At 71.3% G+C, this 13,144-nt stretch carries 12 protein-coding genes; 1 reads left to right on the forward strand and 11 read right to left on the reverse strand.

What is annotated here, in order from left to right; genetic code table 11:
• Window positions 1-28: 28 nt before the first annotated feature.
• From ACQB60_RS32570 to ACQB60_RS32600, 7 genes are all read right to left on the reverse strand, one after another.
• The gene (locus ACQB60_RS32570; protein ID WP_496929707.1) at window positions 29-241 is read right to left on the reverse strand and encodes an EF-hand domain-containing protein; all 213 of its coding nucleotides are present in this window, start codon (window positions 239-241) and stop codon (window positions 29-31) included.
• A gap of 52 nt (window positions 242-293) precedes the next feature.
• Window positions 294-1,493, reverse strand: coding sequence for a YncE family protein (locus ACQB60_RS32575; RefSeq protein WP_496929708.1), 1,200 nt, complete (start codon window positions 1,491-1,493; stop codon window positions 294-296).
• Complete coding sequence (locus ACQB60_RS32580) at window positions 1,493-2,284, reverse strand: polysaccharide deacetylase family protein (RefSeq protein WP_496929709.1); 792 nt, start codon at window positions 2,282-2,284, stop codon at window positions 1,493-1,495. Before ACQB60_RS32580 ends, ACQB60_RS32575 begins: the two co-directional genes overlap by 1 nt.
• A gap of 409 nt (window positions 2,285-2,693) precedes the next feature.
• Window positions 2,694-3,197, reverse strand: coding sequence for an ATP-binding protein (locus tag ACQB60_RS32585; protein WP_496929710.1), 504 nt, complete (start codon window positions 3,195-3,197; stop codon window positions 2,694-2,696).
• 265 nt (window positions 3,198-3,462) lie between these two features.
• Window positions 3,463-4,230 carry an enoyl-CoA hydratase/isomerase family protein gene (locus ACQB60_RS32590; protein ID WP_496929711.1) on the reverse strand — a complete coding sequence of 256 codons (768 nt, stop codon included), beginning with the start codon at window positions 4,228-4,230 and terminating at the stop codon, window positions 3,463-3,465.
• A gap of 71 nt (window positions 4,231-4,301) precedes the next feature.
• Window positions 4,302-5,549, reverse strand: a complete 1,248-nt coding sequence (locus tag ACQB60_RS32595; RefSeq protein ID WP_496929712.1) for a L,D-transpeptidase — start codon at window positions 5,547-5,549, stop codon at window positions 4,302-4,304.
• Between the two features lie 195 nt (window positions 5,550-5,744).
• Complete coding sequence (locus ACQB60_RS32600) at window positions 5,745-6,971, reverse strand: L,D-transpeptidase (protein WP_496929713.1); 1,227 nt, start codon at window positions 6,969-6,971, stop codon at window positions 5,745-5,747.
• Window positions 6,972-7,123: 152 nt separating this feature from the next.
• On the opposite strand from ACQB60_RS32600, the gene glgX reads away from it, so the two are divergent.
• The gene (glgX, locus tag ACQB60_RS32605; RefSeq protein WP_496929714.1) at window positions 7,124-9,397 is read left to right on the forward strand and encodes a glycogen debranching protein GlgX; all 2,274 of its coding nucleotides are present in this window, start codon (window positions 7,124-7,126) and stop codon (window positions 9,395-9,397) included.
• A gap of 46 nt (window positions 9,398-9,443) precedes the next feature.
• On the opposite strand, the gene ACQB60_RS32610 is transcribed toward glgX, so the two are convergent.
• The 4 genes from ACQB60_RS32610 to ACQB60_RS32625 form a co-directional block, all read right to left on the reverse strand.
• Window positions 9,444-10,115: a response regulator gene (locus ACQB60_RS32610; protein WP_496929715.1), complete on the reverse strand. Its 672-nt coding sequence runs from the start codon at window positions 10,113-10,115 to the stop codon at window positions 9,444-9,446.
• Complete coding sequence (locus ACQB60_RS32615; protein ID WP_496929716.1) at window positions 10,105-11,391, reverse strand: sensor histidine kinase; 1,287 nt, start codon at window positions 11,389-11,391, stop codon at window positions 10,105-10,107. Before ACQB60_RS32615 ends, ACQB60_RS32610 begins: the two co-directional genes overlap by 11 nt.
• A gap of 64 nt (window positions 11,392-11,455) precedes the next feature.
• Complete coding sequence (locus tag ACQB60_RS32620) at window positions 11,456-12,238, reverse strand: ABC transporter permease (protein ID WP_496929717.1); 783 nt, start codon at window positions 12,236-12,238, stop codon at window positions 11,456-11,458.
• Window positions 12,235-13,140, reverse strand: a complete 906-nt coding sequence (locus ACQB60_RS32625) for an ABC transporter ATP-binding protein (protein ID WP_496929718.1) — start codon at window positions 13,138-13,140, stop codon at window positions 12,235-12,237. The genes ACQB60_RS32620 and ACQB60_RS32625 overlap by 4 nt, the downstream gene beginning before the upstream one ends.
• Between the last annotated feature and the right edge of the window lie 4 nt (window positions 13,141-13,144).

Genomic DNA, 13,144 nt, shown 5'->3' on the forward strand with positions numbered 1-13,144 from the left:
GGCCCCACCGCCGCAGGGCCGTACCGCCCTACTTGTTCAGGCTCGCCCAGAACTCGTCGAAGGACAGCTTCTTGTCCGAGTTGAGGTCCTTCGTGCCTATGACGGCCTCCGCCACGGTCTCGGTGACGTGGAAGTCCCCCATCTGCGCCATGGCGGTCTTCCACTCTGCCGCCGTGATGAAGCCGTCGCCGTCCGCGTCGAACCGGTCGAACGTCTTGCGCGCTTCCTCGATGTCCGCCACCGCGTCCACCCCTTCTTGTTGCCCTACTGACGGGCCACAGGGTATCCGCAGGTCATCTGAAGATCCCCGTGTGCCCCAGGGAGTAGCGGCCGGGCTGCGGGTAGACGGCGAGGCCGTGGGGTCCGCTGCCCACGGGGATGCGGGCGAGCTGGACGCCGGTGCGGGTGTCGATGGCGTACACCTCGGAGTCGTAGCGCCCGGACAGCCACAGGGTGTGGCCGTCGGCGGAGACGCCGCCCATGTCGGGGCTGCCGCCCTGAGGGAGCTTCCACTTCTTGGTGAGCTTGTTCTTCGGGAAGTCGAAGACGGAGATGGTGCCCTCGCCGCGGTTGGAGATGTACATCTCCTTGGAGTCACGGCTGACGTACAGACCGTGGCAGCCCTTGCCGGTGGGCAGCAGCTTCGGGGTGGTGAACCTCTTGCCGTCCAGGACCCACATGCCGTGGGCCATCATGTCGGCGATGTAGAAGGTCTTGCCGTCCGGGGACATCTTCACGTCCTGCGGCATGGCGCCCTCGAAGGGCAGCTTCTGCTGGCCGACGATCTCCATCTTCTCGGTGTCGACCTTGAGGAGCTCGCCGGAGAACTCGCAGGAGACGATGAAGTAGCGGCCGTCCATGGAGAAGTCGGCGTGATTGACGCCCGCGCAGGTCACCGGGACGGTCTTCACCCGGTTCATGGTCTTCGGGTCGCGGAAGACCAGCTCGCGGTCCATGGAGGCCATGACGACGGCGTACTTGCCGTTCGGCGTGAAGTAGAGGTTGTAGGGGTCGGAGACCTCGACGGTGCGGCCGGTCCTGCCGGTGGCGGGGTCGATGGCGGTGAGCGAGTCGCCCAGGTCGTTGTTGACCCAGAGGGTCTTCATGTCCCAGGAGGGGACGACGTGCTGGGGCTGGTTGCCGACCGGGATGGTCTCGACGACCTCGTACGTCTTGGGGTCGATGACGGAGACGGTGTTGGAGTTGGTGTTGGGCACGTAGACGCGCGGCAGGAACTTCTTGACCTCCGGCTGGAGGGCGTTCGGGCGGTCGGCGGCGTAGGCGTCCTCCGGGTTGAGGACGGGCGGCATGCCGGGCAGCCCTGGCACGACCTTCGGCTTGGCGGGCTTGCGCACGCCCTGGGTGCCGAGGGCCTCGTTGGCGCGCTTGCCGTCGGCGCCGCAGCCGGCGAGCGCGGCGAGGACGGCGCCGGCGGCGAGGAGCGCGCCGGTGCGCTTGGTGAGGGTCAGTTTCTGGTTCGTCTTGTGGCTCATCAGGTCAGCAGCTCCGTGGTCGTCACCGCGCGCAGGCCGCGGCGGTCGAGTTCTTCCAGGACGGCGGGGAGCGCGGCGACCGTGTCCGCGTACCCGAAGTGGAGGCTCACCACGGAGCCCGGTCGGATCTCCGCGGCGACCTTGCGGGTGATCGCGGGGGCGCCCGGCGAGGTGAAGTCGAGGGAGTCGACGTCGTACGAGAGGACGTGCGGGTAGCCGGCGCGGCGGGCCAGGCGCTCCACGAGGGGCGTCGCGGTCTGCGTGCGGGAGGGCCGGAACCAGGTGCCGATGGAGCCGGTGAGGCGGCGGAGCCGGTCCGCGCAGCCGGTGATCTCGGCGTATGCCTCGGCCTCGGTCATCGCGTTGATGTCGCGGTGGTGGTGGGTGTGGTTGCCGAGGTCGTGGCCGCCGTCGAGGATGCGCCGGGCGATGCCGGGGTGCTCGTCGAGCCAGCTGCCGACGGCGAGGACGGTGACGTGGGCGCCCGCCTTCTCGGCCTGGCCGAGCAGGGTCTGCGCGATGGCCGGGTCGCCCTGGCCGTGGAAGGTGAGGGCGACGCGGGGGCGGGTGCCGGGGCCGTGCGCGATCTGGGCGGGCAGGCCGGGGAAGCGGCGGGGGGCGGGCGCCGGGGCCGGGTGGCGGGCTTTGGCCGCCGGGTGGTCGCCGGTCGCCGCCCGGCGGTCGGGCGCGGGCTTCGCGGGGTCGCTCGTCGCGCAGCCCGTGGTGAGCGCGCCCGCGACGATCAGCCCGGCGCCCGCGCGCAGGGCTCCACGACGGTCTGTCTCGGTCACCCGGCCATTTAATAGGGAAAGCTTCAGAAAACTGGTGATTTGCCCCTTTCGGGACTGTTGCGCGTCGCAGCCCTTGGGTATCGCCCGTCACAGCGGGCCCTTAACCAGCGTTTACCAGGCAGGTGGCCCATCTCACCAAGGATTCACCTCTAAAGTGCAATGGTTAGTCCCGCTATGTCCTGGTTGGGACTTTTGGATCCCTGGGTCCCGTCTGCCATAGTCGGAGCCACGACCCCCATTGACCCGGGCTCAGGTCGTCATCAGCGGCCGTGGACCACACCCCTTCCGGTCCCGGCCCTCCGCGAAAAGCCCCCACGGCGCCGCATCAGGCTCCCGGGGGCTTTCGTGCATCCGGACCCGCACGGGTCCGGGTCCGGATGGGTCCAGGTCCGCGCGGGTCCGGGCGGGCTCAGCGGTCGACGACCCGCATCTCGAACCAGGTCGTCTTGCCGCGCGGCAGCAGGTCCACGCCCCAGCGGTCGGAGAGCTTGTCGACGAGGAAGAGGCCGCGGCCGCTGACGTCGAGGTCGCGGACGGGCATGAGGCAGGGCAGTCCGCGCGAGGGGTCGCGCACCTCGACCCGCAGCCAGCCGCGCCGCCGCAGCATCCGCAGGCCGAAGACGCGGGCACCGGTGTGCCGCACGGCGTTGCCGACGAGTTCGGAGACGAGGAGCACGACGTCCTCGGTGAGCTTCGGGGTCAGGCCCCAGTGGCGCAGGACGACGACCTGGGCGAGGCGGCGCGCGATGGCGGCGGACTCCGGGCGTGACGGCAGCGGAACCTCCGCGTCCGTCGGATTGCCGAACAACTCCAGCGCCTTCAGCGCGTGTTCGTCCTCAACCGCCGGCGACCAGCGTGCCGCGGTCGCACCCACGTGCCGCCGCGGCGGTTCGATACCCTCCAGCCCCGCCATGTCCACCATCATGGCCGCCCAGAGCGCTCTCCGGGGCCGTTCCGGCGGAATAAGCCCCCCGGAACGCCTCATTCCGGGGGGTCAAGTAGGCATATGCCGTTGGCAGTTAAGGGTCCGGCGCACCCGCTCCGACCTGCGATGACTTGCCGCTTACGAGTGATCACCGAGCGCCTCGGGCAAGGCTGCCTTAAGGTTCGCTTAAGTCAGCCCTAATCCGCCCCTTCGGGGGACACGTCGCGCTGACGCCCCCTCAACTGCCATGAATTCAGACGAACTTGGCCTTACCGGGTCCCTCCTCGACGAAGCTGCGCATGCCGCGCTCCCGGTCCTCGGTCGCGAACAGGCCCGCGAACCAAGTGCGTTCGACGGCCAGGCCGGTGTCGATGTCGGTCTCCAGACCCGAGTCGATCGACTCCTTCGCGGCGCGCAGCGCGAGCGCCGGGCCCTGGGCGAGCCGGGCGGCCCAGGTGTGCGCCTGCTCGTACACCTCGGCGGCGGGCACGACGCGGTCCACCAGGCCGAGCGCGAGCGCCTCGTCGGCCTTGACCATGCGTCCGGTGAAGATGAGGTCCTTCGCCTTGGACGGGCCGATGAGGCGGGACAGGCGCTGGGTGCCGCCCGCGCCCGGGATCAGGCCGAGCAGGATCTCCGGCTGGCCCAGCTTGGCGTTGTCCCCGGCGATGCGGAAGTCGGCGCAGAGCGCCAACTCGCAGCCGCCGCCGAGCGCGTAGCCGGTGACGGCGGCGACGACGGGCTTGGGGATGCGGGCCACGGCCGTGAAGGACTCCTGCAGGGCGCGGGAGCGCAGGACCATCGCCGTGTGGTCGATGTTCTGCATTTCCTTGATGTCCGCCCCGGCGGCGAAGACCTTCTCGCCCCCGTACAGGACGACGGCCCGCACGTCGGTGCGGGCCGTCGCTTCCTCGGCGAGCTCCTTGAGGCGGTCCTGGGTGGCGATGTCCAGGGCGTTCATCGGCGGTCGGTCGAGGCGGATCGTGCCGACGCCCTCGGCTACTTCAAGAGTCGCTGTCATGACCGCAGGCTAACGGGCGTTCACCCCCTGCGGTCCAGGGCGCGGGTCACATCAGTGGCGCTCCAGGGGTGCTACGCCTTCCACTTCTCCCAGGACATGTTCCAGCCGTTGTAGCCGTTCTCCGGGGCGATGGTCTTGTCGTGCGTGTTCTTCACGACCACGACGTCACCGGTCATCGAGTTGTCGAAGAACCAGGCGGCGGGGACCTTCTTGTCGTAGCCGCCGCGCACGTCGCGCAGGCCGATGCAGCCGTGGCTGGAGTTGACGTTGCCGAAGGTGCCGCCGCCCCAGTAGTTGCCGTGGATGAAGGTGCCGGAGTTCGACAGGCGCTGGGCGTGCGGGACGTCCTTGATGTCGTACTCGCCGCCGTAGCCGACCGTGTCACCGTTCATGCGGGTCACCTCGAGGCGCTCGCTGATGACCATCTGGCCGTTCCACGTCTCGTAGCCGGGCTTGCCCGTGGTCACCGGGATCTTCTTGATGAGCTTGCCGTCGCGGACGACCTTCATCTGGTGCGTCTTGGCGTCGACGGTGGAGACCTGGCTGCGGCCGATCGTGAACTTCAGGGTCTTGGCCTGCTTGCCGTAGACGCCCGGGCGGCCCTCGACGCCGTCGAGGTTGAGGTCGACGGTGACCTTCGTGCCGGGCTTCCAGTACTTCTCCGGGCGGAAGTCCAGGCGGTCGTTGCCGAACCAGTGGCCCTCGACCGGGACCGACGGCTCGGTCTTGATCCTTATCGCCTTCTGCACGGCCTTCGGGTCGGTGATGCCGCGCGTGAAGTGGACCGAGAAGGGCATCCCCACGCCGACCTTGGAGCCGTCCTCCGGGGTGAACTGGCCGACGAAGGTGTTCTGCGGCACCAGCGTCGTGAAGTCCGAGTCCTTGGCGGCCGTGCGGCCGTCGGAGTCCTTCGCGACCGCGTGCACCTCGTACTTCGTCGACGCCGCGAGGTGCCCGTCCGGGATCCAGCGGGCGCCGTCCGCGGCGATCCTGCCGGGTATCTCCTTGCCCTTGGGGTCCTTCACGGTGACCTCGGAGAGCTTGCCCTTGGCCGCGGTTATCTTCAGGGCGCCGCTGGTGGCGACCTTGTCCGCGCCGTCCTTCGGGGCGATCGTCACGACCGCCTGCGACGGGGCGTTCTTGTCGGCCCCGTCCTTGTCCTTGCCGCCCGAGTCCGAGCCGCCTCCCCCGCCGCACGCGGCGACGAGCAGCAGCGTCGCACCCGATGCGAGCGCGAGAGCGGTCCTCGCGCCCCTCCCGTGCTTGCGCCCCCGGCCGTACGCGTCAACCGACGCCCCCGATATCGGTCGCCCGTTCAAGATGTCTTCTCCCCTCGCACGGCCTGGACCAGGCCCGCACCCTCGCGCACCCCCGTGCGCGTATGCGCTCAGATCGCGCACTGCGCTAGATAACCACACGCCTCTGACCGATGGATCCCCGCCAATGTCACCGTTCAGTCCCAACCTCGTGTGTGGTGCGGGCAGACCCTTCACACGACCCCCTTCACCCCTGTCTCACCCGGTCCTCTTCCAGTCCTTCCACTCCATGTTCCAGCCGCTGAGCCCGTTGTCAGGAGCGACTTTCTTGTCATCGCTGTTGACGACTTCGACGACGTCCCCGATGAGGGTGCGGTCGAAGAACCAGCCCGCGGGCGTCGCTGAGCTGCCGCCCTTCACATCGCGCAGGCCCACGCAGCCATGGCTGACATTCGTGTTGCCAGGGGCGTTCGGCGACCAGTAGTTGCCGTGCAGGAAGGTCCCGGACGTGGTGAGGCGGATGGCGTGCGGGACGTCCTTGATGTCGTACTCGCCCTTGCCGTCGTCGTCGGTGAAGCCGACCGTCGCGCCGTTCATGCGCGTCACCTCGTACATCTCCGCGACCACCATCTTCCCGTTGTACGTGGTGGTCTTGGGGGCGCCCGCGGTGATCGGGACGGTGGAGAGGACCTCCCCGTCGCGGCGCACCTCCATGGTGTGCGCGGCGGCGTCGACGAGGCTGACCTGGCTGCGGCCGACCGTGAACGTGAACGACTTGTCCTGCAGTCCGTAGACGCCGGGCGCCGCCTGCACGTCACGCAGGTCCAGGTCGACGGTGACCTTCGTGCCGGGCTTCCAGTACTTCTCCGGGCGGAAGTCCAGGCGGGTGTCGCCGAACCAGTGCGGGGCGATCTCCACGGCCGGCTTCGACGTGACGCGGATGGCGCGCCGCACGGCCGCCCGGTCGGCGATCTCCCGGTTGAACTCCAGGGACACGATCATGCCGGTGCCGACGGTCGCCCGGTTCTCCGGCGTCACGTACCCGATGAAGCGCTCGTCGGGCACGTACGTCGTGAACGTCGTGTGCCGGGCCGAGCGGCGGCCGTGCCCGTCGAGGGCGACCGCGTCGACGCTGTACTTCGCGGCGAGCGGCAGCGCGCCCGGGTCCAGCGGCCGCCACGTCATGCCGTCCTCGTCGATGCGGCCCGGCACGTCGAACTCCTGGGCGTCCTGCGCCCGGACGACCTTCACCGACTCCAGGCGCCCGTCCGGTACGGACACCTCGATCCGCTCGTTCGGCTTCACGCCCTTGGCGCCGTCGTCGGGCGCCACCCGGATCGCGTCCTCGGGCGACCGGGACTTGCCGAACATCCCGTCAAGGCCGGTGCCGGAGCAGCCCGCGGCCCCGGCCAGCAGTCCTGCCCATGTCAGTACGGCGGCCAGCGCGGCCCCTGCGCGCCGTGCGCGCCTCGCTACCTGTGTCACGTAGGTGCCAACGACCGTGCCCCTCCTGGGGAAACGTGAGTGCGACGCACCCGCTGGGCAGAACAGTGGGGAGGACCGGCCTGGGAGGCCGCGGCCGGGACGCCGTGTGCCTTCCGCCCCGCCGGTCCCGGTGAGCCGCGGGAGGCTGAACGGTGTCGAGCGCACCCGAGCAGGAGGCAGTACAGGAGGGGCGCGGCGGTCATCCGGTGCGCGCGAGTGAGCGGGCGGCGCTGAACGGCGTACGGAGGAAGGGGCGCCCGCGGCCCGCCCCGCCGGTGTGGCCCGGGGCGCCGACACCGCTCGGGGCGCGCTTCCGGGTGGGCCCGGACGGCGTCGCGGGCACCAACTTCGCGCTGTGGGCGGGCGGGGCGGACTCCGTGGAGCTGTGCCTCTTCGACGACGACGGGGCCGAGACCCGCTGCCCGCTGACCGAGCTGACCCATGAGATCTGGCACGGCTTCGTGCCGGGCGTGCGTCCCGGGCAGCGCTACGGCTACCGCGTGCACGGCCGCTGGGACCCGTGGACGGGCGCCCGCTGGAACCCGGCGAAGCTGCTCCTCGACCCGTACGCGCGGGCGGTGGACGGCGACTTCACGCTGCCTCCCGAGGTGTACGGGCACGTCCGCGACTGGCCCCAGCAGCACGTCGCGGACACCGTGCGCGACGACCGGGACTCCGCCCCGTACGTCCCCAAGGGCGTCGTGGTGCACGACGACGCGCCGGACGACGAGTGGGCCGACGACCGCCGCCCGAAGACCCCGTGGGCGGACTCCGTCATCTACGAGCTCCATGTGAAGGGCTTCACCAAACTCCACCCGGGCATCCCCGAGGAACTGCGCGGCACCTACGCGGGCCTCGCTCACCCGGCGGCGATCGAGCACCTGGTGAAGCTGGGCGTGACGGCGGTGGAGCTCCTGCCGGTGCACCAGTTCGCCCACGAGGACCACCTGTTGAAGCGGGGCCTGCGCAACTACTGGGGCTACAACTCCATCGGCTACTTCGCCCCGCACGCGGCGTACGCGGCGTCGGGGACGCGCGGCCAGCAGGTCGGCGAGTTCCGGCGGATGGTGCGGGCGCTGCACGAGGCCGGGATCGAGGTGATCCTCGACGTCGTCTACAACCACACGGCGGAGGCGGGCGAGCTGGGCCCGATGCTGTCGCTGCGCGGCATCGACAACCGCGCGTACTACCGGCTGCAGGACGACGCGCGGCGGTACGCGGACTACACCGGCTGCGGCAACACCCTGAGCGTGGTGCAGCCGCACGTGCTGCGGCTGATCACGGACTCGCTGCGGTACTGGGTGTCGGAGATGGGGGTGGACGGCTTCCGTTTCGACCTGGCGGCCGCGCTGGCCCGGTCCTTCCACGACGTCGACATGCTGTCGCCGTTCCTCGCGGTGATCGCGCAGGACCCGGTGCTGCGGCGCGTGAAGCTGATCGCGGAGCCGTGGGACGTCGGCTCCGGCGGCTACCAGGTGGGCGCCTTCCCGCCGCTGTGGACGGAGTGGAACGACCGCTACCGGGGCGCGGTGCGGGACTTCTGGCGGGGCGCGCTGCCGGACGTCCGGGACCTCGGCTACCGGCTCTCCGGGTCGAGCGACCTGTACGCGTGGGGCGGTCGGCGCCCGTACGCCTCGGTGAACTTCGTGACGGCCCACGACGGGTTCACGCTGCGGGACCTGGTGACGTACGAGCGCAAGCACAACGAGAGGAACGGGGAGGGGAACCGGGACGGGTCCGACGACAACCGGTCCTGGAACTGCGGGGTGGAGGGCGAGACGGACGACGAGGGCGTACGCGCCCTGCGCCGACGGCAGTTGCGGAACCTCCTCACCACGCTGCTGCTGTCCACCGGGGTGCCGATGCTGGTCGCGGGCGACGAGATGGGGCGTACGCAGCGGGGCAGCAACAACGCGTACTGCCAGGACAACGAGGTGAGTTGGGTCGACTGGGGGAACCTGGACGACCCGGGCTGCCGGAGCCTGTTCGCGCTGGCCGCACGGCTGATCGCGCTGCGGCACGCCCATCCGGTGCTGCGGCGGCGGGCGTTCTTCTCGGGGCGGGCGCATTCGGCGGACGGGCTGCGGGACCTGGCCTGGTTCACGGACCGGGGCGAGGAGATGACGGAGGCGGACTGGTACGCGCCCGCGGCGACGCTCGGGATGTACCTGTCGGGGCTCGACATTCCCGGGCGGGACGCGCGGGGGGCCGCCGTGCGGGACGAGAGCTTTCTCGCGGTGTTCCACGCGGGCGACCGGGGGGTCAGCTTCGTGCTCCCCGGGGAGCCGTGGGGGGCTGCGTACGAGGTGGTGGTGGACACGGGGCTGGAGGAGCAGGGGGGTGAGCCGGGGGTGGTGTGCCGGGGTGGGGAGTCGGTGGTGGTGGGGGCGCGGTCTGTCGTGCTGTGGCGGGTGGTGGGGGGCTGAGGGGGCTGAGGGGGCTCGTCCTCACACGCCGGACGGGCTGATTCGGCTAGCCGAGGATGCCCCGGTCGTAGCCCGCCGCCACCGCCGCCGCCCTGTCCTTCACGCCCAACTTCCCGTAGATGTGCGTCAGATGCGTCTTCACCGTCGCCTCGCTGATGAACAGCTCCCGCGCGATCTCACGGTTCGCCGTGCCCTTCGCCACCAGGACCAGGACCTCCCGCTCGCGGGCGGACAGGGACGCGTCCGGCGCCGGGGCCGGGGTGCGGACCGCCGAGACCAGGCGGGACGCCACCGCGGGCGACAGCACCGTCCGCCCCTGCGCGGCGGCCCGTACCGCTGTGAAGAGCTCCTCGCGCGGGGCGTCCTTGAGGAGGTAGCCCGTCGCACCCGCCTCGATCGCGGGCAGCGTGTCGGAGTCCGTGTCGTACGTGGTGAGGACGAGGACACGGGCGCGGGCGCCGCGGCGGGTGAGTTCGGCGATCGCGTCGACGCCGTTGCCGCCGGGCATGCGGAGGTCCATGAGGACGACGTCCGGGTCCAGGGCCGCCACCTGGCCGAGCGCGGCCACGCCGTCGGACGCCTCACCGAGTACGGAGAAGTCCGGGGACGACTCGAACATGCCGCGCAGCCCGTCCCGTACGACGGGGTGGTCGTCGACGATCAGGAGGGTGATGACCTCGGGGTCCGAGGCCGCGCCCGAAGTGTTCTCAGCGTTCATCGCGCACCAACGGTACGCGAGCCGACACCGCCGTGCCGTGTCCCGGCTCGGACTCCACCGTGAGGGAGCCCGCGACGCGCTCCGCGCGGGCCCGCATGCCGTCGAGGCCGAAGCCGCCCGTGCCGGAGCGGGCCGGGACGGCGAGCGGGTCGAAGCCGGTGCCGTCGTCGCGGACGTCCAGCGTGACCTCGCCGTCCATGTAGGAGAGCGTCACGCCCACGCGCGTGGGCGCCGCGTGCCGGGAGGCGTTCGAGAGGGCCTCCTGGGCGATGCGCAGGAGGGTGGACTCCAGTTCCTCGTGGAGGGGGGTTGTGGTGCCTGTGGTCGTGAACTGGGCGCGGACCCCCGTGCGTTCGGACCACTCCGTCACCGTCTTCTTCAGCGCCTCCGGCAGCGTGTCGTGCTCCAGGGCGACCGGCGCGAGGTTCTGCACGGAGCGGCGGGCCTCGCCGAGGCTGTGCCGGGCCAGGTCGGCGGCGCGGTCGAGATGCTCGCGGGCGACCGCCCGGTCCGGGGCGTTCGCGACGACCTGGAGCTGGGCGATGATGCCCGTGAGCCCTTGGGCGATGGTGTCGTGGATCTCGGCGGCCAGGCGGCGGCGCTCGTCGGCGACGCCCGCCTCCCGTGCCTGGACGAGGAGTTGGGCGTGCAGCGCCGCGTTCTCGTCGAGGGCCTGCTGGAGCGCGGCGTTGGTGCGCTCCAGCTCCTGGATGGTGTCGGCCTGGGCCGCGGCCCGCTCGTCCTCCTTGGCGGCGAGGTGCCCCATGACGGTGACCAGGGCCATGTTGACCGCGAGGAGCGCCCCGAAGAGCGCCCAGCCGAGCGGCCCCTTGGGCGGCAGGCCGCCGGACTGGGAACCCGCCATGACCGCCGCCGTGGCGAAGAGACCCGGCCACAGCAGGCGCTTCAGGAGCAACTGCTGGACGCCGAAGTAGCCGCTCGCGGCGTAGAACACGAAGAACGGGTTCAGCCAGGACAGGACGAAGCCGATCGCCCAGCGGAGCCCGTAGTAGACGGTCCCGGCGACGGAGGGGCCGGGGCGGCTGCGGGCCGCCCGGTTCCACCAGACCTGGAGGGCCACCGCGACGGTGGTCAGGCTCCCCGCCACGGCCCAGTCGGCCCGGCTCATGCCCACGACGTGCGTCGTGGCCGCCGAGATGGCGAAGCCGAAGCCGAGGAGGGCGTAGGGCCCGTACCGGTTGAAGGCGCCCCAGCGCTCCTCGATGGTGGTCGCGGCGCCCGTGACCGTGGCGTCGCGGCCCGTTCCCGTGCTCATGCACCCAGTCTGCATCGTTCCCCCGTCGAGCCCGTCGAGCCCGTCGGCCCCGTCGCCCACCGGCTCACTCCCAGCGGAACCAGCGCGCGGCGGCGCCGGTGAGCAGGGCCGTCCATGCCACCAGGACGGCCAGGTGGGACCAGCTCGGCCAGTCCCCCGCGGCCGCCTGGTTGAGGGCCTGGGCGGCGGCGCCGAAGGGGGTGTACTCGACGACGCGGGCGAGGCCGTCGGGCATGGCCTGGACGGGCAGCCAGACGCCCGCGCAGAACATCATCGGGAAGAAGACGACCGTGCCGATGGCGTTGGCGATCTTCGAGGTGCGGGCCCGGGACGAGACGACCGCGCCGAGCCCGAGCGCGACGAGGATCGCGAGGACCAGGGCGAGGAGGTAGCCGGCGGGCTGCTCCGGCAGCGGCACGTCGAAGGCGACCCGGGCGACCGTGACCGACAGCAGCGCCGAGCCGAGCGCGGCGGCGCCGTGGATGCCCATCTGCGCGCCGAGCAGCCAGCTGGGCCGCATCGGCGTGGCCGACATGCGGCGCAGGATGCCGCGCTCCCGGTAGCCGGTGACGACCGGCGGCATGGCCTGGAGCGCGGCCATGATCATGGGGAGCAGCACGGCGACGGGCACGTAAGCGTCGACGAGGCGGATGCCGCCGCCGGAGCCGAGCGTCTTGTCGACCTCGCGGAACGACGGGATCGAGCCGAGGACGACGAGCAGCAGCGTCGGGAAGACGAGGATCCAGAAGAGGGCGGCGGGCTCCCGCCGAAAGAGGCGGATCTCCGTCTTCAGTACGGCGCCGCGCGCGCCGGAGCGGGCGGCGGGGGTCGCGACAACGGTGCTCATGAGGAGGTGGCTCCCGTCAGGTCCAGGAACGCGTCGTCCAACGTGGCGTCGGACACGCGGAGTTGGTGGGCGGTGATGTGGTGGCGCGCCAGCAGGCTGATGACGGCGTTGACGGTCTCGTCGGTGCCGCCCAGGGTGTAGCGGCCGTCGCGGTGGTCGACGGAGGCGAGCGCGGGGAGTCCGGCGAGCTCACGGTCGTCCAGCGGCGCCGACGGCGTGAAGGACATGACGGTGGAGCTCGCGGCCCGGCTGATCAGGCCCGCGGGGGTGTCGAGGGCGGCGACGCGGCCCCGGTCGATGACCGCGACGCGGTCGCACAGGTGCTGTGCCTCCTCCATGAAGTGGGTGACGAGGACGACGGTGACGCCGCCCGCGCGCACGTCCTCGATGAGCCGCCAGGTGTCGCGCCGCGCGCGCGGGTCGAGCCCGGTGGTCAGCTCGTCCAGGACGACGACCCTCGGGTTGCCGATGAGGGCGAGCGCGATGAACAGGCGCTGCTTCTGGCCGCCGCTGAGCTTCGCGAAGCGGGTGTCGAGCTTCTCGGTCAGGCCGAGCCGCTCGGCGAGGGAGCGCCCGTCGACCGGGTCCGGGTAGAACGCGGCGTACAGTTCGAGCGCCTCGCGCACGGTGAGCTTCGGCTGCAGCTCGCTCTCCTGGAGCTGGGCGCCGAGGATGCGGGTGACGCGGTCGTGGTCGGCGACCGGGTCGAGCCCGGCGACGCGGACGCCGCCGCCGTCGGGGACGCGCAGCCCTTCCAGGCACTCGACGGTGGTGGTCTTGCCCGCCCCGTTGGGGCCGAGGATCCCGAAGATCTCGCCCTCCTCGACGGCGAAGGTGACGCCGTCGACGACGTTCCGGCCGCCGTAGACCTTCTTCAGGTCGTTCACTTCGATGAGAGGCATGCTC

The organism is Streptomyces odontotermitis (genome assembly GCF_050510915.1).
Taxonomy (GTDB): domain Bacteria; phylum Actinomycetota; class Actinomycetes; order Streptomycetales; family Streptomycetaceae; genus Streptomyces.